Annotated in this window: 17 protein-coding genes; 3 read left to right on the plus strand and 14 right to left on the minus strand. The window is 61.3% G+C overall.

From position 1 onward, the window contains the following. Positions 1-34 precede the first annotated feature (34 nt). The 3 genes from pvrR to AC07VV_RS01450 are packed head-to-tail and all read right to left on the minus strand — an operon-like array spanning position 35 to position 5,009. Entirely contained in the window at positions 35-1,222 is a 1,188-nt protein-coding gene (gene pvrR, locus AC07VV_RS01440; protein ID WP_096820625.1) for a response regulator cyclic di-GMP phosphodiesterase PvrR, read from the minus strand. Beyond that, positions 1,209-4,028, minus strand: a complete 2,820-nt coding sequence (locus AC07VV_RS01445) for a response regulator (protein ID WP_495035915.1) — start codon at positions 4,026-4,028, stop codon at positions 1,209-1,211. The genes pvrR and AC07VV_RS01445 overlap by 14 nt, the downstream gene beginning before the upstream one ends. Before the next feature lie 54 nt (positions 4,029-4,082). Next, on the minus strand, positions 4,083-5,009 hold the full coding sequence (locus tag AC07VV_RS01450) for a fimbrial protein (protein WP_495034960.1): 927 nt from the start codon (positions 5,007-5,009) through the stop codon (positions 4,083-4,085). A 277-nt stretch (positions 5,010-5,286) separates the two neighbouring features. On the opposite strand from AC07VV_RS01450, the gene AC07VV_RS01455 reads away from it, so the two are divergent. Continuing rightward, positions 5,287-6,339, plus strand: a complete 1,053-nt coding sequence (locus AC07VV_RS01455; RefSeq protein ID WP_495034961.1) for an alpha/beta hydrolase — start codon at positions 5,287-5,289, stop codon at positions 6,337-6,339. 19 nt (positions 6,340-6,358) lie between these two features. Beyond that, positions 6,359-7,513 carry a (R)-mandelonitrile lyase gene (locus AC07VV_RS01460; RefSeq protein ID WP_495034962.1) on the plus strand — a complete coding sequence of 385 codons (1,155 nt, stop codon included), beginning with the start codon at positions 6,359-6,361 and terminating at the stop codon, positions 7,511-7,513. A 6-nt stretch (positions 7,514-7,519) separates the two neighbouring features. Here AC07VV_RS01460 and AC07VV_RS01465 read toward each other — a convergent pair whose 3' ends face one another. Further along, positions 7,520-8,413, minus strand: coding sequence for a LysR family transcriptional regulator (locus AC07VV_RS01465; RefSeq protein WP_495034963.1), 894 nt, complete (start codon positions 8,411-8,413; stop codon positions 7,520-7,522). Positions 8,414-8,711: 298 nt separating this feature from the next. On the opposite strand from AC07VV_RS01465, the gene AC07VV_RS01470 reads away from it, so the two are divergent. Further along, positions 8,712-10,553, plus strand: a complete 1,842-nt coding sequence (locus AC07VV_RS01470; protein ID WP_495034964.1) for a potassium transporter Kup — start codon at positions 8,712-8,714, stop codon at positions 10,551-10,553. Between the two features lie 14 nt (positions 10,554-10,567). Here AC07VV_RS01470 and AC07VV_RS01475 read toward each other — a convergent pair whose 3' ends face one another. The 10 genes from AC07VV_RS01475 to AC07VV_RS01520 form a co-directional block, all read right to left on the minus strand. Next, the gene (locus tag AC07VV_RS01475; protein ID WP_495034965.1) at positions 10,568-11,917 is read right to left on the minus strand and encodes an ATP-binding protein; all 1,350 of its coding nucleotides are present in this window, start codon (positions 11,915-11,917) and stop codon (positions 10,568-10,570) included. After that, on the minus strand, positions 11,893-12,558 hold the full coding sequence (locus tag AC07VV_RS01480; protein WP_114882371.1) for a response regulator: 666 nt from the start codon (positions 12,556-12,558) through the stop codon (positions 11,893-11,895). Before AC07VV_RS01480 ends, AC07VV_RS01475 begins: the two co-directional genes overlap by 25 nt. Positions 12,559-12,644: 86 nt before the next feature. Then, positions 12,645-13,082 carry a hypothetical protein gene (locus tag AC07VV_RS01485; protein WP_495034966.1) on the minus strand — a complete coding sequence of 146 codons (438 nt, stop codon included), beginning with the start codon at positions 13,080-13,082 and terminating at the stop codon, positions 12,645-12,647. Between the two features lie 28 nt (positions 13,083-13,110). Next, the gene (locus tag AC07VV_RS01490; protein ID WP_495034967.1) at positions 13,111-13,875 is read right to left on the minus strand and encodes a COG4705 family protein; all 765 of its coding nucleotides are present in this window, start codon (positions 13,873-13,875) and stop codon (positions 13,111-13,113) included. A gap of 100 nt (positions 13,876-13,975) precedes the next feature. Beyond that, the gene (locus tag AC07VV_RS01495) at positions 13,976-14,626 is read right to left on the minus strand and encodes a 4'-phosphopantetheinyl transferase family protein (RefSeq protein ID WP_495034968.1); all 651 of its coding nucleotides are present in this window, start codon (positions 14,624-14,626) and stop codon (positions 13,976-13,978) included. Next, positions 14,623-20,769, minus strand: coding sequence for an amino acid adenylation domain-containing protein (locus AC07VV_RS01500; protein ID WP_495034969.1), 6,147 nt, complete (start codon positions 20,767-20,769; stop codon positions 14,623-14,625). The genes AC07VV_RS01495 and AC07VV_RS01500 overlap by 4 nt, the downstream gene beginning before the upstream one ends. Further along, positions 20,766-21,965 (minus strand): ATP-grasp domain-containing protein, encoded by a 1,200-nt coding sequence (locus AC07VV_RS01505; RefSeq protein WP_495034970.1) that lies wholly within the window; start codon positions 21,963-21,965, stop codon positions 20,766-20,768. The genes AC07VV_RS01500 and AC07VV_RS01505 overlap by 4 nt, the downstream gene beginning before the upstream one ends. Positions 21,966-22,054: 89 nt before the next feature. After that, on the minus strand, positions 22,055-23,038 hold the full coding sequence (locus tag AC07VV_RS01510; protein WP_495034971.1) for a cysteine peptidase family C39 domain-containing protein: 984 nt from the start codon (positions 23,036-23,038) through the stop codon (positions 22,055-22,057). Next, positions 23,035-24,435, minus strand: a complete 1,401-nt coding sequence (locus AC07VV_RS01515; protein ID WP_495034972.1) for an MATE family efflux transporter — start codon at positions 24,433-24,435, stop codon at positions 23,035-23,037. Before AC07VV_RS01515 ends, AC07VV_RS01510 begins: the two co-directional genes overlap by 4 nt. Continuing rightward, a complete protein-coding gene (locus AC07VV_RS01520) occupies positions 24,419-25,324 on the minus strand; it encodes a class-II aminoacyl-tRNA synthetase family protein (RefSeq protein ID WP_495034973.1) in 906 nt (301 codons plus the stop codon). Before AC07VV_RS01520 ends, AC07VV_RS01515 begins: the two co-directional genes overlap by 17 nt. Positions 25,325-25,329: the final 5 nt, after the last annotated feature.

The following is a 25,329-nucleotide window of genomic DNA, read 5'->3' on the forward strand; positions in this document are numbered from 1 at the left end:
AAGCAAGAGACGCTGGAACGCACGTGTCTGAGGGTCAATAGGTGCTAGCCGGACCGTCATGGGTCAACAACTGCTGGAACTGATCCGGGGACACGGCATGAGAGATCAGGAAACCCTGAACCTGAGTGCAGTCGATTTTACGCAACAGAGCAAGCTCTTGCGCGGTTTCCACACCTTCGGCGACCACGGTCAGGCCCAACTGCCGCCCGAGGGCGACAATGCTGGTCAGTGCCTGAGCCAGCTCCTCGTTCTCGTTGCAGCCCTGAACCAGCGCCCGGTCAATCTTCAGCTCGGTAAAAGGCGTCGACACCAGGTTCATGTAGGAGCTGTAACCCTTGCCGAAATCATCCTGCGACAGGCCGAACCCCATGATCCGCAACCGGCAGGCACCGGCGTAGAAGTTACTGATGTCCTGTGGCACCGAACACTCCATCAGTTCAAAGCAGATTTTTCCCGGTACCCCATGATGGGCGTGGACGAACTCGAGAATCCGGTCGGTCAGGTCATGGCTGTTGAGCAGGTGCGTGGGCAGGTTGATCGACACCGGAATGTCGTACCCCTGATCGCGCCAACGAGCCTGCGCCTCGATCGCCTGACCCAATACGTGCCACAGCAGGTGTTCCTCCAGATTGAAGGCTTTGAGCGCCGGTAGAAACAGGCCCGGCAGCATCAAGCCGTGTTCCGGATGCATCCATCGCACCAGGGCTTCGGCGGCGACGATGCGCCCGTTGGCGAGGGCTTTCTTGGGTTGAAACCAGGCTTGCAGTTGACCATTGCCCAGGGCGTCAAGAATGGCCTGGCGCTCAATGCCCGGAACGGGCAGTGGCTGAGTGGCCTGGCGCAAACCCATGAGCTGGTCGGTCAGGTCGCGCAGGGCCGTGGATTTCACCGGCTTGGAAATCAGTCCGATGACCTTGACCCCCGAATTGCGCGCCACCAGGCTGGCCCCCATCAACATGCGCCGGGAGGTCGCACTCATGATTGCCAGGGCCGGTCGGGCGTGCAGGGCGGCCAGCCCCTGGATGAACTGCACGCCATCCATGCCGGGCATGAGCAGGTCGGTCAGTACCAGATCGAATTCACGTCGTTGCAGACGGGCGAGCGCTTCTGCGCCATCGCGTGCCGCTTCGAGATGAAAGTCACCCAGTTCGCTGAACAGGTGCTGCAAGTACAAATGCTGGAAGGGATGGTCTTCGACAATCAGGATGCTACAGCGCTTCATGGGCAGCTCTTTCATAAGGCACCAGGTAATTGAACAGGGCTTGCAGCGTGAACGGCTTGACCAGGCAGTGGTTCATGCCGGCGGCCAGGCACTGGGCCGCTTCTCCGCGCAAGGCGTTGGCGGTGGCGCCGATGATGGGAAGGGTGCAGCCCAGGCGACGTAACTCCCGGGCCAGTTCGTAGCCATTGAGGCGCGGCATGTTGACGTCGCTGAGGATGATGTCGAACGGTCTGTCGCGCCAAAGCGACAGCGCCTCTTCGCCATCGGCGGCCAGCACCACGGTGCAGCCGAGTTCCTCCAGTTGATCACGCAGGATCAATTGATTGATGACGTTGTCTTCGGCCACGAGAATGTGCAGGTTCAGCCGTTTCAGCTCCTGTGGATCGGCGTGTGTTGCAGGTTTTGCCACCCACAATCCCTGTGCCAGGCTGACCGCCTGGTGAATGGCGTGCAGGTCGTTGAGATTGACCTTCCAGCCACCGGACATGATCTGTGGCTCGTGGCTGCCGTCACCGGTGGCGAGCACCAGCGGGCCGGTCCATTCGGATTCAAGGCGTTGCTCGAACGCGCCCGGGTGCAACTCGATCAGGATGCTCTGGGAGGACGAGCCCTGACGCGGAGGGTGGCCGATCTGCGGGCGCGCGCCCCAGCGTCTTAGCCAGCCGCTGATGACTTCGGCCAGCTCGCGGATCGGCGACACCACGTAGACGATCTCCGGCAGCAATCCTTTCAGATTCGTTTGTACTGCGCTGCCCGAGGGTTCTTCCAGTGGCAGGTCCAGGGAAAAACTGCTGCCCAGACCCAACTCGCTGACCATGCGGATGTTGCCGTTCATCAAGTGGGTCAGGCGCTGACAGATCGGCAGGCCAAGCCCCGTACCGGCCACCACATTGGTGCTGCCGTCGATCTGAAAGAAGGGGTTGAAGATCAGCGCCTGATCGTCCTGGGTGACGCCTTTGCCGGTGTCCGAGACCTGCCATTGCAGGCTGGAACGCTCGCCTTCGCGACAGAGCAGCCTGACCCTCAGGACCACCCGCCCGGAGTCGGTGAATTTGACGGCGTTGTTCAGCAGATTATTGAGGATCTGGCGGATTCTCGTGGCGTCACCGATGACCCGTTCCGGCAGTTGCGGGTCCAGGCAGGCATACAACTGCAAGCCTTTGCCCCGTGCCGCGGCGGCATAACCCTGGATCACCTCTTGCACCAGTTGCAGAGTGGAGAACTCGCTCAGTTCCAGCGCCAGTTGCCCGGCTTCGATTTTCGACACGTCCAGCACATCGCAGATCAATTGCAACAGCGTCGCCGATGAACCCTCGATTGCCCGCAGGTAGTCGCGCTGCTGCACATCCAGGGTGGTGCGCGCCAGCAATTCAAGAGTCCCCAGTACGCCATACAGGGGTGTGCGGATTTCGTGGCTCATGGTCGCCAGAAACAATGTCTTCGCATCATTGGCGGCGTCGGCGAGCTGGCGTGCCTGTTGCAACGCTTCTTCGATCTGGGTGCGCGCGCTGATGTCACTGAAGGTGCAGAGCAACACGTCCTCACCCTTGTAGCGGGTGGGCACGCAGCTCAGATACAGATGGCGGCCATCGGCGGTTTCGAAGTAGTCGGTGAGGGGCGGTGCTTCGCCATTGAAGGCTCTGCGAATCCATTCGGGACACAGTTGCTCGCGTTCATCGCCCTGGCCCAGCCATTGTTGGGACAGGGTGTTTTCCAGCACCACCTGGCCATCGGTGCGGCGCAAAACGCACAAGGCCACCGGGGCTGTCTGAATCACGTCGCGGCTGAACAGTTCGCTTTCGACCACGGCCTGGATGCGGTGGATCGTCGGTTTGATGAAGCGATGTTCCATGCGCCGGATCAACAGCCATACCAGGCTGATACTCAGCAGGCAGAACAGCAGGGCGCCGATCAGTTGCGATGCCAGCGCAGAGAGCAAGGCCCGCAATTCGATGGAGTACACCAGTTGCCAGTCCGATGACTTGAGTTGCTTGCGAATCACCAGATGATCAGGCAGCCAGCCTTCGCCGACCAGACCAAAGAAATTTTCACGCTGAAGCTGCAAAAGATTCTGGCTCAAGCGTGTGCTTTGGCTATTGGTGAACAGCAACATGCCCTGGGCGTTGAACATCATGAACTCGCCCGCGCTCTGGTCGTTCAGCGCGTTGGAGACTTTGCGGCCGTCCATTTCCAGCCCCAGCCAGCCGGAACTCGTGTCGCGTTCGTCGAGGCGGATGAAAATGTACAGTTGTGAATGCCGGGCCGATTGATGTGTCAGCCACAGTTCTTCAAGTGCGGGGGCGTTCTCGCGCTTGAGCGTCTCCAGGCGATTGAGCATGGCCTGGGGAAAGTTCTTTGGCATCGGTGTTGCGGTGTACAGACGCTTGACGTTTGCATCGGTGCCGCTGCTGACGTAGATGAGGTTGACCTGTTTGTCCTCCAGGTAATCACGCATGCGCTGGGTCAGGCCGATACGCCACTGCTTGCCGGGCGTGTTGCCCAGCAGCAGATGAATCTCTTCATCGGAGGCCGGTGGTGTGGTGGCGGGTTTGCGCGTGGCCGACAGGCTGAGGCTTTCGAGCAACGCCTCGCGAGTGGTGAAAAAGGTATGCGCTTCGGCGATGGCGCTGCTCATGTAGCCGCGCCGCCGGGACAGTTCGTTGGTGAAGGTGAATAACAGAAAGTTATAGACCCCGCCGAGGATGCCGATCAGCAACACCAGCGCGAAAATGCGCAACAAGCGCCGCGCCGCATTCGGGGTGGAAAGGATCGGGTTGATTTGATGCAGGTACGACTTCAATCTCATGCCCGCACTGTAGGCAGGCATGGGTTCGATCGATATAAGACGATCCTTAAATGGCTACAGATAACTCATGATGAAGGTCACGGCGGTGTTCGCCGTACCCGCTTTCAACGTGCCTTCGGCGAGGCGGTAGTAGGACGCGGACAAGGGAATCCTGAAGTCGGTGTCGGTGGTGTTGAAGCCGTTGAACGGGTAATTGGTGTCCAGTGCGATAGGTTGCCCCGCATCGTTCATCAGCTGCAGGCCGATGCCTTTGGCTGTGGACTCGGCATTCAGCGCCACGATGCCTTTCTTCGAATCGATGACAGCGGTGGTGGCCTTGAGTTGATAGGTCACTTTCTTGATGCCGCGCTGGCACTGGTTCAAGGCAATGTTGTATTTGATCACGCGCGGTGTAGCGCCGCTCTTTTCAAACTCTTCCAGACGGTAATCGTCACCCATCGCCACCGGCACGGACGGGGTCTGGCAGGAGGCGGTATTCAAGTGAATCGGGTTGAGCAGGTTGAACTTGATGAACACCAGATCACTGACTTGCAGGTTGCCGAGAAAGCCGGCGGCAATCTCGTTTTTCGGCGACAGTTCGCCGGATTTGAAGATCTCCAGCGAGTAGTTCCCGCCATTGGTGGTGTAAGTGCCTGAGCCAATGTTGAACGGCGGAGGCATGTAGGTGATGTTCGGGTTGGGGGTGCCGACACGAAATGAAAGTCCGGTCTTGCCCAGGGGATAGGTCGCGTCGACGGGCGCGCCCAGAGCGGGGTTTATGGCGAATCCGTAGCGTGTGGCCGCCGTGCAGGTAAAGATGTGCTCCGCCGCATTGAGCGATTGCTGGTAGATGATGGTGCCAATGGGCGCGTCCTGGGGGACCGTCAAACTGTCCGCCCCGACGTTGGCGCCGAAATTCAGGGTCACTGTCGTGTTGTGTTTATCCGAATAGGTAAACGCACAATTCGCGGCTATGGCACCCGAACCCCAGACGAGTGCCATGACGCAGGCAATGTTTGAAAAAACGCGCATTCGTCGCTGTTTGTCGGGTCGTTCCATATTGGCGGCGCCACACGGTGATAGAGGAGCCACGCACTCTAGTGGCCGTCGACTGCGCCGGACATCAGGCGATTCCTAGTTTGCTGGGGCAGGTACACTGCTTCGCCTGGACTTATGTGATTCTGGTATCAGTGCTATTCAATTAGTGCCGTTTATCAATCAATCGTCGAAGGGTAGTTTGCCTCTCCATACCGTATTGATGGAAAGGAGGGTGCAAACGATGCGAACCACGATGAAGGCCGGTGTGCTGGCCGCGATGATCGGAATGTCCGGCGCTGAAGTCGAGGCGGCGGATTACCGGCAGAACCCGTTCACCTTGACCTACGGCGGCGCGATCACCCGTAACGAGCCGGGCAAGGTCAACATTCATCCGGTGACCTACACGCTCAATGGCCTGGCCATTTCCGCCAACGTCTACACCCCCGCGAACTACGATCCGGCCCGGCACTATCCCGCCGTTGTCGTCGCGCACCCCAATGGTGGAGTGAAAGAGCAGGTTGCCGGTCTTTATGCTCAGCGCTTGGCCGATCAGGGCTACATCACGATCACGGCGGATGCCGCTTATCAAGGCGCGAGCGGGGGAGAACCACGCAACATCGACAAACCGGCCAACCGCGTCGAAGACATTCACGGCATGGCCGACTTCATCGCCAGCTACCCCGGCGTCGACAGTGCTCATCTGGGTTTGCTCGGCATCTGCGGCGGTGGCGGTTACTCGTTGAAGGCTGCGCAGACCGACAAACGCTTCCGCTCGATTGCCACGGTGAGCATGTTCAATTCCGGGCTGGTGCGCCGCAACGGTTATCAGGACTCGCAACTCGACACCATCCAGCAGCGCTTGCAGCAAGCCTCGGCCGCCCGTGCCCAGGAAGCTGCCGGCGGGGAAATCCAATACATCGGCGATGCCAAATTGACCGACGAGCAGATCGCCAAATTGCCGTTCGACCTGTACCGCCAGGGCTTCGAGTATTACGGCAAGACCCACGCGCATCCCAACTCGACTTTCCGTTACACCCTCAGCAGCCTGCTGGACCTGATGAGTTTCGACGCGACAGACCAGATCGAACTGATCGACAAGCCCTTGCTGATGATCGCCGGCAGCAAGGCCGACAGCCTGTACATGTCGGAGCAGGCCTTCGCCAAGGCCTCCGGAACTCAGGACAAAACCCTGTTCAAGATCGAGGGCGCCACGCACATCGAAACCTATTGGGTGCCGGCCTACGTCGATGTCGCCATGGAACAGCTGACGGCGTTTTACGCCCGAACCCTCTGATTCGAAGGAAACCATCTTCATGAACAAAACCTTGTTGGGCCTCGCCATGTGCGCGGCCACACCTTTTGCCAGCGCTGCTGAAGTCGCGGGCGGCGGCAGTGAGCCGTTGAGCGCGCAGCAGATCCGACGTGCGGGTTCTCAGGCTTCATTTGTGGGGCCTGAGGATTATTTCTCCGGTCGGGTGCGCGTCGATCCGCTGTTCAACGATACGGGCGAAATCAATGCGTCCGGCGCTTACGTGACCTTCGAGTCGGGCGCCCGTTCGGCCTGGCACACCCATCCTGCCGGTCAACGATTGGTGGTGATTTCCGGTGTCGGGCAGACTCAGGAATGGGGCAAGCCTGTGCAGGACATTCACCCCGGCGATGTGATCGTCTGCCCGCCGGGCGTCAAGCATTGGCATGGCGCCGCGCCCAACAGCACCATGACCCATCTGGCGGTGACCGGCTCCGTGAACGGCAAGAATGTGGAGTGGCTGGAGAAAGTCGCCGAAGACCGGCCGGCGCCGCCGGCAGCACCGACAGAAGTCGCGGTCTCCGAAGTGCTCTCCGCGAGGCAGCAGGCGATTGTGCCGATTGGCGCGGCCATGGCCAGCAGCAGCAACATGCCGCGTCTCAACGCCGCTTTGAACGAAGGGCTGGATGCCGGGCTGACGGTCAGCGAAGCAAAGGAAATCCTTGTGCAGCTGTATGCCTACGCCGGTTTTCCACGCAGCCTCAATGCGCTGGGCGAATTGATGAAAGTGGTCGAGGCACGCAAGCAACGCGGCCTCCACGATGAGCCAGGGCGCGAACCCGGTCACGCCGTGTCGACAGGCGACGCCTTGCTGGCCGTGGGCAAGGCCAATCAGACCCGTATCGCCGGGGCGCCGGTTCAAGGCCCGCTGTTCGACTTCGCGCCGGTCATCAACCAGTTCCTGCAGACGCATCTGTTCGGCGACATCTTCGAACGTGACAACCTGGACTGGCAAAGCCGCGAACTGGCGACGGTTTCAGCCCTGGCGGCTACGCCCGGCGCCGAATCGCAGCTGCGTTCGCATATCGCGGCCAGCCTGCGGGTGGGATTGAGCAGCGCGCAATTGCGTCAGTTGACGCAGGTACTGACCCAACACGGAGAAGTCGAAGCGGCGGGGCGCGCCAGCGAAGCACTGGAAAAACATCTGGCCCAACCCTGAGCAACGTCAGTCGCCATAGCGCAACGCATCGCGCAGCAGAGTGAAGGCGGGTGAACTCTGGCGTCGGCTGGGGTAGTAGAGGTGGTAGCCGGAAAACGGCTCGCACCAGTCGCTGAGTACCCGAATCAACCGGCCCTGCGCTACATGCTCTTGCACCAGGTCTTCCGGCATGTAGGCCAGCCCCAGTCCCTGGAGCGCGGATTGCAGGCGCATGGCAATATTGTTGAACACCAGTTGCCCTTCGACTCGCACATTCAGGGCTTGCCCGTCTTTCTCGAACTCCCAGAGCAGCAGGCTGCCGTGGGTCGGCATACGCAGGGTGATGCAGTTGTGTTCCATGAGATCGGGTGGAATCAGCGGTTTGCGGTGGCGGGCGAAGTACGCCGGGGAGCCGACGACCGCCATGCGCATGTCCGGACCGATGCGCATCGCGATCATGTCCTTGGCCACCTGTTCGCCCAGCCGCACGCCGGCGTCGAAGCCTTCGGCGACGATGTCGGTCAGGCCGTAATCGACGATGATCTCGACATTCAGGTCGGGGTTGTCGGGTAACAGTTGGGCGAGGGCGGGTTGCAGGATCGTGATCGCCGAATGTTCGCCAGCCGTAATCCGCAACTTGCCGGCCGGTTTGTCGCGAAACTCGCTGAGCAAGGCCAGTTCGTGATCGATTTCTTCGAACCGGGGGGCGATCACTCGCAACAGGTGTTCGCCGGCCTGGGTCGGGGAAACACTGCGCGTGGTGCGCGCGAGCAAGCGCACGCCCAGGCGTTCCTCCAGTTGACGCATCGCCCGGCTCAAGGCCGGTTGCGACATGCCCAGTTTCGCCGCCGCACGGGTGAAGCTGCGCTCTTGCGCCACCGCCGAAAAGATCGCGAGCAGGTCGTAGCTTTCAACGGACATTGATGCGCCCCTGTTATGAACTGCTGGCGATTATGCCATCAGCCATAACAATCAGCCGACTCTAAAAACGTGCGCGACGGCTCGGGTCAGGTCGATTTTTTACGCATTCTTTACGGTGGAGAACTTTGTTCACATCGATACTGGCCGCGTTTTTTGACCGCACCTGAGCCTTGTATTCCTGAAGGCCCTGGCCCGCGTATTGCCCAAGGATGGCACGCCACTTCTTCCCGCCGTTCGAGAGCCGCGACCCTTGAGTAAAACCAACGAAAATTCCCCAACCAAAACCTCGGGCGCAGCCATGCTGGTGGCCGCTGTCGGTGTGGTTTACGGGGATATCGGCACCAGCCCCCTCTACACCCTCAAAGAAGTCTTTTCCGGCCACTACGGCGTGCAGCTCAATCACGACGGTGTGCTGGGCATTCTGTCGCTGATTTTCTGGTCTCTGATCTGGGTGGTCTCGATCAAGTACGTGCTGTTCATCCTGCGGGCCAACAACCAGGGTGAGGGCGGCATCATGGCGTTGACGGCATTGGCCCGTCGCGCGTCGGCGCCTTACCCGCACATGAGCAAAGTGCTGGTGTTGCTCGGACTGTTCGGTGCGGCGCTGTTCTACGGCGACAGCATGATCACCCCGGCGATCTCGGTGCTCTCGGCGGTCGAAGGGCTGGAGCTGGCGTTCGACGGCATCGAGCACTGGGTGGTGCCGCTGTCGGTGGTGGTGCTGGTGGCGCTGTTTCTGATCCAGAAACACGGCACGGCGCGGATCGGCACGCTGTTCGGCCCGGTCATGGTGCTGTGGTTCGTGGTGTTGGGTGCGCTCGGGGTCTACGGCATTTTGCAGCGCCCCGAGGTGTTGCAGGCGCTGAGCCCGATCTGGGCGGTGCGCTTCTTTACGGTTCATCCGGGCATGGGCGTGGCGATTCTGGGCGCGGTCGTTCTGTCGTTGACCGGTGCGGAAGCCTTGTACGCCGACATGGGCCACTTCGGTCGCAAACCGATTGCCCGTGCCTGGTTCATGCTGGTCCTGCCTGGTCTGGTGCTCAATTACTTTGGTCAGGGCGCATTGATCCTCGGCAACCCGGAAGCGGTGCGTAACCCGTTCTATCTGCTGGCCCCGGAATGGGCGCTGCTGCCGATGGTCGCGCTCTCTACGCTGGCGACGATCATCGCTTCGCAAGCGGTGATTTCCGGTGCGTTCTCCCTGACGCGCCAGGCCATCCAGCTGGGCTACGTTCCGCGCATGTTCATCCAGCACACCTCAAGCCAGGAGCAGGGCCAGATCTACATCGGCACGGTCAACTGGGCGTTGATGGTCGGCGTTGTGCTGCTGGTGATCGGTTTCGAATCTTCCAGCGCTCTGGCTGCCGCTTATGGCGTGGCGGTGACGGGCACCATGTTGATCACCACCCTCCTGTCCGCCGCCGTTGTCCTGTTGCTGTGGAAGACGCCGCGCTGGCTGGCGATCCCGATGCTGTTCGGTTTTCTGTTGGTGGATAGCCTGTACTTCGCGGCCAACGCGCCGAAGATCCTGCAGGGCGGTGCGTTCCCGGTGATCGCCGGCATTGGTCTGTTCATTCTGATGACCACCTGGAAGCGCGGGCGCAAGATCATCGTCGAGCGGCTGGATGAAACCGCGTTGCCGCTGCCGTTGTTCATCAGCAGCATTCGTGCGCAACCGCCTCATCGCGTGCAGGGCACGGCGGTGTTCCTGACGGCGCGGGCCGACGCGGTTCCCCACGCGCTGCTGCACAACCTGTTGCATAACCAGGTGCTGCACGAGCAGGTGGTGCTGTTGACTGTGGTGTCTGAAGACAGCCCGCGCGTGCCGGTGGATCGTCGTTTCGAAGTCGAGTCCTATGGCGACGGTTTCTTCCGGGTGAACCTGCATTTCGGTTTTACCGAGGAGCCGGATGTGCCGTTGGCGCTGAGCCTGTGTCACTTGGCCGAACTGGATTTCAGCCCGATGCGCACCACGTACTTCCTGAGTCGTGAAACGGTCATCCCGACCAACCGCATCGGCATGGCCAAGTGGCGCGAGTACCTGTTCGCATTCCTGCTCAAGAATGCCAACAGCAACCTGAAGTACTTCAAGTTGCCGCTGAACAGAGTCATCGAGCTGGGGACGCAGGTCGAAATGTAAGGACGGGAAGCAGCTCAGGGCTGCTCGATGCTGACGGTGACACACAGTCCGCTGCTCTCGATGACGTCGGTAAACCCCAGATCAACCTTGAGCCCTGTGCGATCGGCAATGGCTTTGACGATGGACAGACCCAGCCCCGAGCCCGACTCATCGGTGCCCAGGCTGCGATAGAACGGATCGAAGACACGCGCCTGCTCTTCCACGGCAATCCCGGGGCCGGTGTCGCTGACTTGCAGGACGACCGCCGCTTGCTCCCGTTTGACCGACAGGTCGATGCGGCCGCCTGGCGGGGTGTAGCGAATGGCGTTGTCCACCAGGTTGCGGATCAGGATCAGCAGGTCGGTTTCATTGATGCTGACCTGCACGTCTTCGCTGCTCTCGACGCCGATATCGATATTCTTGCGGTCCGCCAGCGGCAACAGGTCTTCCAGAATCCGTCGATAGAGGTGCAGGACTGAAACGCTGGTTGGCGCTGTATTTGAGCTCGACTGCGCGGCGGCCAGGCTCAGCAATTGATCGATCAGGTTCCGGCTGCGCTCTATACCTCGGGACAGCGGCAACAGGCGTTCGCGGGCGGCGGCCGGCATTTCCGTGGCGGCCAGTCGTTCGGCCTGCAGGGACAGGGCGGTCATCGGCGAGCGCAGTTCATGGGCGGCATCGGCGACGAAACGCCGCTGGTTGTCCACGGACTGGGCGACGCGACCGAGCAAGCGGTTGATGGCCACCACAAACGGCCTGATCTCGCTCGGCACATGGCTTTCGTCCACCGGGTGCAGGGCTTGTTCGTCACGTCGATCAATGTCGGCCGACAGCGTGGCAATGGGGCGGAACATCTTGCGCACCAGATCGCCCACCACCAGCAACAGCACCGGAAACAGGATCAGAAACGGCAGCAGGCTACGCCAGGCGCTTTCGCGGGCCTCCTTGTCGCGAACACCGGTTTCCTGGGCGACGACGATGCGCTCGCCACGGGCGGTGGTTCTCACCAGTACGCGGAAGTCTTCACCCGTCACTTTCAAGGTCGACAGGCCATCGGACAGGGTCGTGGGGAAGGGCAGTGGCAACAGGGCGTCGTCGTTGCCGACCGCTTGGCTGCCGTCGGCCAGGTATTGCACGATGACCCGGGATTCTTCGTTGTCGTCATCCACGGCCTGAGCGGCGGGGTAGTGCAGGGTCATTTGCTGGCGGTCGAACAGGGCCGCCACCTGGCGCAAGGACTCGTCCTGCATTTCGTGGGCTTCGTCCAGCGCCGAGACAAACGCGAAAACCGCCGCCAGCAGCGCAACGATCAGGATGGCCAGCGACAGCGTGACCGACAGCCGCAGCTGTACCGAATCCCTCAAGCGCCTTTTGAAACCATCCATCCCATTCCCCTGACGTTCTTGATGACGTGACTGCCGAGTTTGCGTCGCAGGGCGTGAATCAGAAACTCCACCGCGTTGCTTTCCACCTCATTGCCCCAGCCATAGAGCCGGTCTTCCAGTTCACTGCGCGAGAGGATTGCCCCGGGCCGGATCAGCAGGGCCTGCAACAAGGCGAATTCGCGGCTGGACAACTGCACGTCCGGGTTGTCGGCGGTCGTGGCTTGCTTGGAAACCAGATCCAGCGAGACCACGCCGTTATCGAGCAAGGACAACGCAGTCCCGCCCTTGCGCCGCAACACCGCGCGCATCCGCGCTAGCAACTCGGCCATGTCGAAAGGTTTGAGCAAGTAATCGTCGGCGCCGCCATCGAGGCCACGCAAGCGGTCGTCGAGACCGTCCCGGGCGGTGATGATCAGCAACGGCACCGGGTTGTTGCGAGCGCGAATGCTGTCGAGTACGTCCAGCCCGTCCTTGCCGGGCAAGCCGAGGTCCAGCAACACCAGGTCGTAGTGCTGGGTGTCCAGCGTGGCCAGTGCGGTGAGGCCGTTTTTCACCCAGTCGGTGGCGTAACTGGCGTCGTTCAGCGCACCCTGGATGGCATCGCCGATCATCGGATCGTCTTCGACCAGTAATATCCGCATGACCCGCTCCCCAAAAAAATAGCGCGACGGGCAGGGCCGTCGCGCTTGTATTGAAGCATCTGTGCAAGGGTTTGTCCGGCCCCGGATCAGGCGTTGCCCTTCAGCGAGTCAAAGGCTTTGAGCAACTCGTCCATCCGCGCCTTGCAGTCTTTCTGCTGCGGGGCGCTGGCACGCAAGGTGTCGAGCGCGCGGTCGATGGCCTTGTCCAGCATGTGCCAGTCCCCGGCAGCACGCGGCTTGATCCCGGCTTCGGCCGAGTCCCAGGCGGTTTCCAGATCCTTGATCCGGGTCTTGGCGCCGGGCAGGTCGTTTTTGTCGACGAGGGCGGCGACATCGGCGGCGATGTTTCGGAACTCGGACAGATCCCCCAGTTTGGAGGCGGCCTGGCCTTGTGTGCTGACTGCACCTGCAGCGGCGTTTGCAGCAGGCTTGTCTGCCGGTTTCGAGCAGCCGGCCGCGATGCTGAGCAGGCAGATGGACGAGACAATGGCGGCGTGACGAATGAGGTTTTGAATCTGGCGCATGATGATTCCTTGATGAACAGTTGAAGGTTTATTCAGTGATTGCTTTGCGATTGCCGGTGCTGATCTGCGCGACGGTGACCAGAAGGACGATGACGCAGAGGAAAATCGCGCTGGTCCAGGTCGCGCCCATGCCGAGGCCACCGTAGGTCTTGGCCTGGGTCAGCAGGTCGCCGAGGGAGGCGCCGAAGGGGCGGGTCAGGATGTAGGCGACCCAGAACGTCAGCACCGTGTTGCCGCCCAATCGCCAGGCAATGAAGGTGGCGGCGATCAGCGCGCCGAAGATGACGGCGCCGACGGTGAAGCCCAGGCCCAGCGCTTCGGTCGCCAGGTCGCCGGCGGCCGTGCCGAGGGCAAAGGTGCAGAGCACGGTGGCCCAATAGAACAGTTCCCGGCGCGGGGTGACGATTTCGCGGATCGACAGGCTGCGTTCCGTCCGGTACCAGACCAGGAAATTCACCACCAGCAACACGGAGAACACCGCCGTGCTGGTGTAGAGGCTGACGTCCAGCATGTCGGTCAGGATGTCGGTGATCTGTGTGCCGACAATGCTCACCAGCACCACAGTCAGCCAGTAGATCCACGGCGTGTAGGCCTTGGTGCGCAACTGACCGAACAGCGCAATGGCCAGCAATGCGGCCATGCCGAGGCTGGTCGGGCCGGCGCCGAAACCGGCGTCCACGGCCAGAAAGTCGGCACCGGTTTCACCCACGGTCGTGGACAGGATCTTGATCACCCAGAAGGACAGCGTCACTTCGGGTACTTTGTTGAGCCAGTCGGCTATGGCGGGTTTCATGGGTGGGATGCCTCTCCTGAGCAGCGCTGGAAGTGCGCAGGGGGAGAAGGTATCCAGTGAAACTTAGCTGAGCCTGAGGACGGAATCTTGCGGTCTTGTTTCAGCGCTTGCGCAAGGCGACGGCGCTGTAGAGGCGCTGCTCATCAAACGTGTATCGAACATCCACCGTGAAGGGGGCGAGGCAGGATTCCAGATCGGGCGCCAGGCTGTGGATTGCGCAGTGTCCCGGTTCGGCCAACAGCTCCACGCTCAGGTCACCGGCACGCACGTGGCGTTGGCAGAAGGAGAAGATGGCTTTGTAGAACGCTTCTCTGATGCTGAACTGCAATGTGCCTTCGCAGAAACCCTGTGTCGCGAAGTCTTTTGTCGGAGGACGGCCCAGCACCCGTCGATATAGCGGCGCCTCCAACGGTCGGTTGCTCTGGGCATCAATGCCCAGGGCTGCGATGTGTCGCTTGAGGGCGAGGGCCGCCGCGCAGTAGTTGTCGGTGTGCGAGATGCTTCCGCAGACACCGGGCGGGAACAGCGGTTCGCCCCCGGAACCCTTGCCGATTGGCAGACCCGGGAATCCGAGGTGCACGAGCGCTGCGCGGGCGCAGTTGCGCCCGGCAGTGTATTCGCGAAGGCGCTGCCGATTCATCCCGACCGTCGGTCCGCGTTCCGCGTCGAGCAGGCCCGCGGACCACACAGCGTGGTCGCGGGCCTCGACGATGCAGCAATCGTCCCCGAGCAAGGTCGTAAAACCCGTCATGCCCGGTCCAGCTCAACCGGCCGTGTAACCGGCGATGGTTGCAGTTCCTCCTTGATCAACGCACCGAGCGTTTCGACTTGCGGGGTCGTGAGCATGGACATGTGGTCGCCGGGGACATCCTGCAACTCGGGTACCTTAAGCAGGAGTTGCTGGCAGACACGCACAAATCCCGCTTGCAGTTTTTGCCGCAGGCTGGCGTCTTGCGCCAGAAAGACGGCAACCCTTCCACTGAACCTGCCGTCGGGTACATAGCCGGCGAAAATCTGGCAATGCTGCCTGTAGAGCTCTTGAGCGGCGGTCCGCAACTGATGTTGCAATGCGTGGCTGCCCGGATCTTCCTCGGTGGATTCCAGCCATTCGGGAAGCGTATCCGGTTGTGCGCACAGTCCTGCCTGCTCTTCCAGTACTCGCGGGTCGATCAATGTGGCGTCCAGAAGGATCAGCCGTACGGTTTTTGACTGCTGTTCCAGCAAGCGTGCCGTCTCAAAAGCGATCGTGCCCCCGAAGGAATGTCCCAACAGCGTGATCGGCTCCTCGCTCCCACGGTTGAGGATCGCGTTCGCGTAACGATTGGCGAGTTCCTGGACGCCGAGCAGGTGCTCGCCGTCGCGGTAGGTCTCGAAGGGCTCCAGCGCATGGAAGTTGCACGTTGACGCCAGTGCTCTGGCCAACTGGAAATAGGCAATGCCATGCATCCCGCAGCCCGAGAACCCGTAGACGTCGGGCAAGCCCGGTTGCTCGAACCAGCGTGTGATTTTGACCTCCCGGGAATCGCTCACGGTGCTCTGCTGATCCAGGAAGCGGCTCAGCGCCTCGACGGTCTGGTGATCGAAGAACGTGCGCAAGGACAGTTGGCGGTCGAATTCGCGGTTGATACGCACCAGACAACGAATCGCCAACATCGAATTCCCGCCCAGTGCGAAAAAGTTGTCGTGCAGAGACACCTGTTCGACCTGCAGGACCTGGGCCCAGAGGGCGGCCAGTCGATGTTGGGTGGCGGTTTGGGTGGCGACACTGACCGTCTCGTCCGAGGTGGGTGGGGGCAGGCGGCTGCGATCGATCTTGCCGCTGACGTTCAATGGCAATTGCTCCAGAAACACCCAGGCGCTCGGCACCATGTAGTCCGGCATGACGCGTTGCAACTGCAGTTTCAGGGCATCACGCTGCAGCGTCTGTCCAGGGCGCGGGACGACGTAGGCAACCAGTTTGCGGGTGGCGGGATCGTCCCCGTGCGCCGTGACGATCGCCTGCCTTACGCAAGGACAACGTCTCAAGGCTGCCTCGATCTCGCCCAGTTCGATCCGCAAACCACGGATTTTCACTTGGAAATCGATACGGTCGAGGTAGATCAGGCGGCCATCGGGCAATTGGCGCGCCAGATCTCCCGTGCGGTACATGCGACTGTCCGGCGGGCCGAACGGGTCGGGCAGGAACCGTTCTGCGGTGAGGTCAGGACGATTGATGTAGCCCCGCGCCAGGCCATCGCCAGCGATGTGAATTTCCCCTGTGCAGCCCACTGGAACCGGATTCAGATAGCAATCCAGTACATACAGGCGGGTATTTTCCACGGGGCCGCCGAGGGTGGGGGACTGGCCGGCAACGATGTGCGCGCGACTGGAGTAGATGGTGGTTTCGGTGGGGCCGTAGAGGTTCCAGACACGGCGGGCAAAGGTACTCATGCCGTCAGCCAGCGCATCGTCCATGGCTTCACCGCCACTCATGGCGGTGTCCAGAGTCAGCTCGACCTGGCTGTCGATCAACATGCGCCACGTGGCGGGTGTCGCCTGCAGGACTGTTGCGCCGTATTCGTTGGCCAGTCGCGCCAGGGCCATCGGATCAGAGGTGTCTTGCTTGCTGGCGAGCAGGATCCGGGCCCCGCTGATCAACGGGAGATAGACCTCAACCGCAAAGATATCGAAGGCGGCCGAGGTCACGCTCAGCCAGACGTCCGAAGCCGTCAGCCCCGGTGCGGCCTGCATGGCCGCAAGCAGATTGCTCAGGGCCCGGTGTTCGATCTGCACGCCTTTGGGACGCCCCGTCGAACCTGAGGTGAACAGGCAGTAAGCCAGCTGTTGCTGACCGACCTCGATCTGTGGATCGGTCAACGGCTGGCCTAGAAGGGTCTCCCGATCCCGGTCCAGGCAGATCGTCGGCAGCGCACTGTCAGGCAAGTGTCCGCGCAGATCTTCACAGGTGAGAATCAACCCGACACCGGCGTCATCCAGCATGGTTGCGATCCGCTGCGCGGGATACATGGAGTCCAGCGGCAGATAAGCCCCTCCGGCCTTGAGAATGGCCAGCAGACTGCTGATCAACCGGGGGCCGCGCTCAACCAGTAGCGCCACGACGGTTTCCGCACCCACCCCTTGCGCGCGCAAGTGCCAGGCTAACTGGTTGGCCTGACGGTTGAGGGTCGCGTAGCTCCATGCCTGCCCTTCAAAAATCAGCGCAGTGGCCTCAGGGGTGCGTAGGACCTGTTCTTCAAAACGCTGGAACACCGGCAATTGCTGTACGGCGCTGAGTACCGTGGCATTTCGGGTCAGCGATAGCGAAGGGCAGTCCATCGGGGCCAGAGGCAACGTGTCGATCGGTGCCTCGGGAGTGTGTGCGAGGGCTCTCAGGATGGCCTCGAAGTGCCGCGTCAGGTAGGCCATCGTCACGGCGTCGAATTGATTGGCGTCGTACTCCAGACGACCTTCGAGCGCCATCTGACCTGAATAGGCCAGCAGCTTCAGGTCGCAGCCGAGGCTTTGAGTCCGGGGCGAATCGGATTCTCCTCGTTCGAACATGACGGGCAGGTGCTCAACGGTCGGGTGATCACCTTGTCGGGCCAGTTCTGCCAGCACACCTGCAAAATCCGCATCGGGATTCTGCTCGGCGTGTGCATGGGCTTCTCTTGTCAGAGACACCACCGCTGCAAGGCTGAGTCCACTGTGAAGGCAGGTGCGCAGAAGCCGTGTATCGGCCAGGCCGCCGACCCCGCCTTCCGCTTCGCCAGGGTGGCGACGCATCGGGGTGTAACCGAGACAGATCTCGTCCTGTTGGCTGTAGCGATACAACAAAGTGTTGAATGCCGCGATCAACGCAATATCGAGTGTCGTGCCATGGCGTGCGGCCAGGCGTTCGATGGGTTCAAGCGTTGAGGGCTCGATATGCCAGGCGGATACGCCACGCTGAGGTGACCGGGAGGAGGGCGAAACTCCGGTTCGAGGCAGCTCCAGGGTCCATGAGCGCTGAGTCGCTGGCGGGCGGGTGATCGACGTTTCGGTGGGGGCCGTGGCGGGTTCTTCCCGTTGCAGCCAGTCCGGAGGCGGCAATGCCTTGCGGTCGACCTTGCCATTGAGATTCAGCGGCAGGCGCTGCAGCGCTATCCAGGTGTCGGGCACCATATAGTCGGGCAAGCCGTGACGCAGGGTGCGGCTCAGTCGTTCGGGGTCGAGCGTGTGCTGGTCGGCGCAAACGAGGTACGCCACCAGCCGTTTTTCGCCCGGGGAAACGTCCAGCGCGATGACCACCGCTTCGCGGATCCCGTCGCAGGCCAGCAGTTGATTCTCGATTTCCCCCAGTTCGATGCGGTGCCCGCGAATCTTCACCTGGAAATCGATACGGCCGATGAACTCAAGTGTGCCGTCCGCGCGGCGGCGTCCCAGGTCGCCGGTCTTGTACATCCGGCTGCCGACAGGGCCGAAGGGATTCGCGATGAACTTTTGCTCAGTCAGCTCCGGACGTTTGAGATAACCCTGTCCGACGCCGATCCCGGCGATATGGATTTCGCCGGCCACGCCATCCGGGGCGAGACGCAGTTGTTCGTCCAGCACATACACCTGAACGCCAGGAATGGCCTGGCCCAATGGCATTTCTGCAGCGGCTGCGGTCGATTGCAGGTCTTGCTTGCACCAGGTCGCAACGTCCGAACACTCGGTCGGCCCGTAAGAGTTGACCAGGGTCAGCGGCCTGCCTCGCAATTGCTCGATCAGCGAGCGGTCGACCGGCTCGCCACCCAGTACCAGCGTGCGCAGGCTGGCGGTTCGGGGCGAGGCGGCAAAGGCCCGGAACGCGGACGGCGCGCAGTTGAGCCAGGTCGGGCGATAGGCCGTGAGAGCTTTCAGGAAACCGCCGGCATTGGCAGGCGAATGAGCCGGAATCATGAGGCATGCACCGGCGCACAAAGGTCCAAGAATGTTCTTCTGGGTGAGGTCGAAACCGATCGAACTGGCGAGCATCACCCTGTCGTCGGCAGACATCTGCAAACCGTCGCGGACATACCATTGCACCAGGTTGGCAAACCCCCGGTGATAATTGAGTGCACCCTTGGGACGTCCCGTGGAACCCGAGGTGTAGATGCAATACGCCAGATCGTCCATCGCCACGGGCCATTGCGGGTCCGTCGAGTCGAACGCGGCGAATTGTTCGGGCTCCTCCACGGCGATCGACTCCACCGATTGACCCTCGAAGCGATCCTGCAAATGACGGGAGGTCAGTACCGTTCGAACAGCCGTGTCTTGCAGGATGAAATGGATTCGCTCATCCGGATTGTCCGGGTCGATGGGCAGATAGGCCCCTCCGGCCTTGAGCACCGCCAGAATGGCGATGACCATTTGCGGGCTGCGTTCGATGCAAATGCCCACCAGCACATTGCGGCCGACACCGGCAGCGCGCAATCGCCCGGCCAACTGATTGGCCTGGGTATTGAGTGCCCGGTAGCTCAAACGGGTGTCCTGGAAAACCAGTGCGACAGCGTCCGGCGCACGGCGCACCTGTGCTTCAAACCAGCGGTGTACAGGCAGGCCAGGGGCGAGTGGCAGGTCATCCCCGATGCACGCGAGCTTCACAGGCGCGAGCCAGTCACTGACGGCGGCGCCCGGATCATTCAGGGAGGCGGACAGAATCCGTTGGTAGTCTTCGGCGAGTGCCGCGACATCGGAGGGGGTGAAAAGCATGTCGTCGAACTCGAACACGGTGTCAAAACCACTGTCGGTTTCGACGATTGCCAGGTTCATTTCGAAGGCGGCGGTGATGTTGGTGCTGGGTAGCAGCTCGAACGTGCAATTGCCGACCTGCACGGGCAGCCGTTGTACCGAGGCATGGTTGAGAAAGATCCGGAACAGCCCGCCCGAGCCCGCTTCCTGGCCCAGACGCAGGTGGCCGACCAGTTCGTGAAACGCCAGATGGCGATGCATCATGGCGCGCAGCACTCGCGCCCGAACATGCTGCAGCAGCCCGGAAAACGACAGTCCGCGCGTCAGGCGCAGCCGCAGCGGAACCACGTTGACGAACAATCCGGTCAGGTCTTTCTGGTCGGCGTTGTCACGGGTGGACAGCGGCATGCCAAAGATCATGTCTTCGGCGCCGGTGTGCCGATGAAGCAGCAGCGCGCAGACGGCCATGTGGACCATGAACGGCGTGAACGTGCCGGGACCGGTCAATGCCCGCAATTGCCCGGTGGTTGTCGGTGTCAGTGTGTTGACCACGTCGCGGGCCTTGCGCGCGCGTTGTTCGCTGGCAGGCCTGGCACAAGGGAAACGCTGGGGGGCAGAGCGATCCGCCAGTTCCGTGAGCCAGTAACCCAATGAATCCGATGGGGTGGTGGTCTTTTGGCGATTCACGTACTCGGTGTAGGACAGCGGCAGGGGGGACGCTGTATCGGTCCCACCGGTGATTGCCGTGTAGCGGGCCAATAGATCGCGCCACAGAATCTCGATCGAGCTGCCATCGAAAACCAGATGATGGATGACAAACAGCAGCATATGTTGCTCGGGCCCGGTCCGCAGCAGCACACAGCGCAACAGCGGACCGCGGCTGATATCCATCGGCCTTTTCAGCAACGCATCGATGCGCGCGGCAAGGGTATCGCGCTCGTCGTCGGTGATCACCACGTGCTCGAGGGTGGCGTCGAAGGTGCCGGAAATGATCTGGCGGGGAGTTTCTCCCTCCAGTACAAACCGCGCGCGCAGGTTGTCGTGGCGCTGTACCAGCCAATCGATGGCTTGCTGCAAGGCTGGGATATCGAGTGGGCCCTCAATCGATACACGCACCGGAATGTTGTGGGAGGTGGCGGCCTGATTGACCTGTTCGCTGATCCACAGACCTACCTGAGTGTCGAGCAGCGGCAATGAGCAGTCGTTGGGAAGGGACGGGTTCATGAGGCTTGTGTCTCGACTTCACAGGTTTCCAGCCAATCGAAAATCTGCAGTGCGCGATCCTTGGATTCGCAGGTAAAAAAAGCCGTCAGCACGGTTTCCAGGGCCACCGGAGGCGCCATGACGAACTCGCCGTTGCTGCGGTGCTGGATGATGGTGCCGGCGCCCATTTCGCGGCACTGCGCGACCGTCTTTTCGATGGATTTCAGCACGCCGCTTTTCTTGACGCTGAAGTCGTACTCCAGGCCGATTCGGCGCTGCGGCAGATCCAGTTTCAGTTGCGGCGTATTCAGTTTGAGGTCGACGTCATAGACATCCAGCCCGAGGCAGATGTCCATCAGATAACGGGACGAGATGCCGCCACCGGAAATTCTCGGGGCCAGTTCCAGAATGTAGACCCGTTGGTCGGGCGTGATGCGAAACTCGGCGTGGAAGGGCGACTGATCCAGCCCGATGGCCGCAATGATCCGGCGCAGTGCATCCAGGAAAGGCTCACCTGCCTGCATGTCGAACGGCCTGGAAATCTGCGCGTTTTCGTGGAATGTCGGTCCTTCCAGGCGTGGGTATTTATGGTGCAGCAGCAGCGGTCTGATTTCGCCATCCAGCACATAGCCATCCACCGAGAACTCTTCACCGTCTATGTATTCTTCAATCAGGATCTGCGAGTCGCCACGCTGGCTGGTCATCAATGAGCAGACCCGACGGGTCAGCGTCAGCGCCTTGTTGAAGGCAGCCTGGTCATCGACCCGGATCACCCCGGCGCTGTAGAACCCGTTGGAGGGTTTGAGCACGACCGGCAGATTCAGCGACGCCTCGACCTGCTGCCATGCCTGCTGTGCGCTGACATCCTGAGGCAGGCACAGATAACGTGAAATGAAATTGGCGGTCGCGGGGACCGACTTGAAGGCCGCTTTGTCCGTCAGCGCGAAAATGGCGTCCGGATCGCGCGCGGGCAGCCCGAAGAGGCGCTTGAGGACATCCACCTGAACCTGGAACCCGTCGTTGAATGAGACGACATGGTCGAACCGTTGCCCGGCGCCGACGGCCTCCAGTGCCGCGGACAGCTGTTGTTCCCAGGCGCTCTTTTCGTTCTGCAGCAGTGCGGGCGGTACGAAACAGACGACGTCTCTGCCGTGTTCGCGGCAATACGCAACATAATCCTGAAGGTCACTTTCACGGCCAAGGGCCAGAATCTGCATCATCTTTCCATCTCTGAATACAAAGTCATCGGGCGAGACGGCGCCGTTCGACGCGCCGGTCCGGTCGGTAGCAATCGCACCTGTTCCGTTCAGGTGTTGTGGAGCGAGTCATGCAGCGTTTGCCACAGCTCCAGCGTGAGGGACTCGATCACGTCGAAACGGTCCTCCAGGCGCTCGAGGATCAACGGTGAGTGGGTTGCCTCGAACTTGAGTGCCAGCATCGACAGCGCCCGCCAGTGGTTGATCAGCGTCTGGGTCAAGGTCGTCATCGACCCCTGGCAGTCCGCGCGTTGCAGCGATTGAGCGAGCAAGGTCAGCCCGGGAATCACGTAGAGCACCACAATGTGATCGAACAGTCGGCGTGCGGCCGTTGCGCCAGTCTCCGGCACGTCGCGAAAACGCGACATGCACAGGGCTCGATAAGCCGGGAGGGCACCGCGGTAGGTATCGTTGGTGAGAAATGAACAGGCCTGACGGTACAGACTGGCTCGTACATCGAAGTCGACAGGCTGCCCGGCAGGCTGCATCACGACAAAATGGCCCATGTGGTCGTAGGTTTCGGTGCGTACCCGATCGGTGATTGCCGTCGCGAACGCTTCGATCGGCAGCCAGGCTTCGCAGCCGTGGGGTTCGCGATCGACGATCAGTGAGTCGAAGATCCTTACATGGGTGGCGGCGTCGTTCATGCCGATCACCAGCACCGCATGCAGATAACCCGGTTTACTGCTGTAGACCGGGGCGTAGTCCAGATACGCGGAATTGACCCACACCACGATTCCGGGGTATTCGCCGAGCAAGGCCTGGAGTTGCGCAACCCAGTCTGAAGCAATGGGCACCCGTGTCACCTGGGCACCCAACGCCTTGCAGGCGCGAAGACCGACGTCCTCGACGGCGAACGTGTATTCCGGCATACCCCATTCATCCAGGCCGGCGCGCAGGAGGTAACCGTCACCGGCCTCCAGCAATTGCGCCTCGTGGAGCGCGGCACCGCTGCGGCCGGACAACTGCGCCAGGCTTCCGGTGAAGCAATTGATGGCCAGGGGGGCGAAGCGCACGACTTCATTCAGGTTCACAGGGCGCCCTCCGTGGCGGGATGATGATTGACCTGCAGGCGGTTTTCAGCACCTCGTACGGCTTTGGCGATCCGCCAGAAGTAAATGAGCCCGATGGCGAGTTCGAATACCGAACCGATGATCCAGCAGGTCACCAGCGACGACGGGTCATCGCGATTGCCCATGGCGACGTAATAGATCAGCGGGATGCTCATGAACCACATCAGTACCAGCCGCACGACAAGGGAAAACCGGGCCATCCCGATGCTTTCGAGGACAGCGGCGCCGGTCATCGAAAAAGCAAAGGCACCGGAAAACGTCCACAGGACGCGCTGGGTATCAATGGCCAGGTCGATGATTTCCTGGTTATGCCCCAGGTCGCCAAAAGCCTTGAGCAAGACTTGCGGCATCGTCACCTGGACGGTGGACACCAGCAGGACGTAGATCAACTCAATGACCACGGTCACCCGCACAATCGTCGCCAGCTCGGCATATTGTTGTTTTCCTGCCGCCGTGGCGCACAGGATGCTGCAGCCGATGCCCAGCCCGATGATCGGGATGATGCCCAGGTAGTTGATCGTCAAGTTGACGTTGTTGGCCGCCAGCGCACTGGCGCCCAGTACCGCAACGATCCAGATGAACGCCGTGTTGCCGAGTTGATCCACCCCCGCCGACAACCCGCTGGGTACGCCTCGGCGCAGCCGGAAAGCCAGGCGACTCCACAGGTGTTCACTGCGGGCGATGAAGATATTCATCAGTTCGCGCCAGACCTCGCGCGGCAGCATGACCGCGTAGCAGCCCAGCATGGACAACGTACCGATCAGGGTCCCGATAGCCGCACCGGCCATGCCCATTTCGGGCAGCCCGAACTTTCCGAACACCAGGCCCACGGTAAAGATCGAGTCGACCACCTGACCGACAATGCCGACCATCAGTGTTTCACGGGTGCGTCCCACGCCATTGAAGAAGGATGACAACGCCGTATTGATCGCCATCACGCCACCGAAAATCGCGGCCCAGAGCATGTACTGCGACTCAAGGCTGACGATTTGCGCGGGACGCGAGCTCAACTGCGGAATCAACGCAATCAGCGGGGCGGCCATGAACAGCAGCGCACCGCAGGCCAGTCCGAGGAATAATCCCAGCGCCCCTTCACCCCGGGCTTCTTCGATGCCCGAGCGGCCGTTTGCCTGGGCAACGAACGAGCGTGAAACCCCGACGGTGCTGCAGAAGAACGCGATGATCGCCATGCTGGTAAAGACCGCCGGCCCCGATGCCGCCAGCGTATCCGGTGAGTAATGCGCCAGGCATAACCGGTCGACGAGCATCATCAGCAGGTTGCCGACCATTGTCCCCATCAACGGAAACGAGACGATGGCGATACGTTTGGCCACCGCGGCGTCAAACCAGCGCTGCATGCTCGAACTCCTTTGTCCGTTGGCCGGCCGGCTGATCACCGAGTATCTCGTGCAAGTGAGCAAGCAGGCGGTCGGGGTCGCCGATCTGGGCAAGCAAAGACAGCAGCAGGCGTTCCATGCCGAAGGCTACGCAGGCTGAGTGCATGGCGGGCTCAGGGGCTTGCGGGCCGATTTTGAATGCCTGCGTGAACAGGTCACGGTGCAGATTGCGCGATCCTACGCTGACCTGGCGCTGCGGCCAGGGAATCACCGCTTCGAGCTTGACGCCCATCGCCAGTTGAACCTTGCGGGTCACCTGGGCCGACTCGCCATAAAAGACATCGCTGGCCCGCTCCACGAAGGTCGATGGCACCAGGCGTCTGATCAGTTCCACGCCACTGTCGAACAGCACCTGACACATGTGTTCGACTTGCGACTGCTGACCCAACAGTACGAATTCACGCATGGTGAAACTGGCCAGGCGTGTCGGCTCGTCGAGCACGGGCTCGTATCGGTGGCAATGGCCCAGCGCCGTGAAGCACTTGAGGTCCCAGCGCTCTGTGCTGCCGGCCAGGTGGGAGAATGTGTGATAGCAGGTCGAGGGGCTCAATACCCAGTCGCCCTCGTGATCCTTTTCAGAGTGATCACTGCACGCATGCGGGCTGGCGGTCATCGGGATGCAGGGCAGCTTGTTGAAAAAACCGATCTTCTCCAGCGCCTGTCGCTCGATCAGCGTCGTGCACGAGTGTGCCGTGGCGCTGATATGGCGGCTCATGGTGTTGATCAGTGCCCGGTCCAGAGCCTCGTAGGCCTGGTGGAGGGTGTCGCAAAAACGGTAGCCGATCAGGCCATTGCCGGAAGCGACGACCGAGAGCAGGCGACGAGCCTGTAAATCCTGCAGTGCGAACATGTCGA

Source organism: Pseudomonas sp. GW821-FHT02C04 (assembly GCF_059421845.1).

Bases quoted from the DNA above. Each gene is read 5' to 3' on its own strand.
- pvrR (WP_096820625.1), bottom strand. From the start codon at position 1,222: ATGAAGCGCTGTAGCATCCTGATTGTCGAAGACCATCCCTTCCAGCAT.
- AC07VV_RS01445 (WP_495035915.1), bottom strand. From the start codon at position 4,028: ATGAGATTGAAGTCGTACCTGCATCAAATCAACCCGATCCTTTCCACC.
- AC07VV_RS01450 (WP_495034960.1), bottom strand. From the start codon at position 5,009: ATGGCACTCGTCTGGGGTTCGGGTGCCATAGCCGCGAATTGTGCGTTT.
- AC07VV_RS01455 (WP_495034961.1), top strand. From the start codon at position 5,287: ATGCGAACCACGATGAAGGCCGGTGTGCTGGCCGCGATGATCGGAATG.
- AC07VV_RS01460 (WP_495034962.1), top strand. From the start codon at position 6,359: ATGAACAAAACCTTGTTGGGCCTCGCCATGTGCGCGGCCACACCTTTT.
- AC07VV_RS01465 (WP_495034963.1), bottom strand. From the start codon at position 8,413: ATGTCCGTTGAAAGCTACGACCTGCTCGCGATCTTTTCGGCGGTGGCG.
- AC07VV_RS01470 (WP_495034964.1), top strand. From the start codon at position 8,712: ATGCTGGTGGCCGCTGTCGGTGTGGTTTACGGGGATATCGGCACCAGC.
- AC07VV_RS01475 (WP_495034965.1), bottom strand. From the start codon at position 11,917: ATGGATGGTTTCAAAAGGCGCTTGAGGGATTCGGTACAGCTGCGGCTG.
- AC07VV_RS01480 (WP_114882371.1), bottom strand. From the start codon at position 12,558: ATGCGGATATTACTGGTCGAAGACGATCCGATGATCGGCGATGCCATC.
- AC07VV_RS01485 (WP_495034966.1), bottom strand. From the start codon at position 13,082: ATGCGCCAGATTCAAAACCTCATTCGTCACGCCGCCATTGTCTCGTCC.
- AC07VV_RS01490 (WP_495034967.1), bottom strand. From the start codon at position 13,875: ATGAAACCCGCCATAGCCGACTGGCTCAACAAAGTACCCGAAGTGACG.
- AC07VV_RS01495 (WP_495034968.1), bottom strand. From the start codon at position 14,626: ATGACGGGTTTTACGACCTTGCTCGGGGACGATTGCTGCATCGTCGAG.
- AC07VV_RS01500 (WP_495034969.1), bottom strand. From the start codon at position 20,769: ATGAACCCGTCCCTTCCCAACGACTGCTCATTGCCGCTGCTCGACACT.
- AC07VV_RS01505 (WP_495034970.1), bottom strand. From the start codon at position 21,965: ATGCAGATTCTGGCCCTTGGCCGTGAAAGTGACCTTCAGGATTATGTT.
- AC07VV_RS01515 (WP_495034972.1), bottom strand. From the start codon at position 24,435: ATGCAGCGCTGGTTTGACGCCGCGGTGGCCAAACGTATCGCCATCGTC.
- AC07VV_RS01520 (WP_495034973.1), bottom strand. From the start codon at position 25,324: ATGTTCGCACTGCAGGATTTACAGGCTCGTCGCCTGCTCTCGGTCGTC.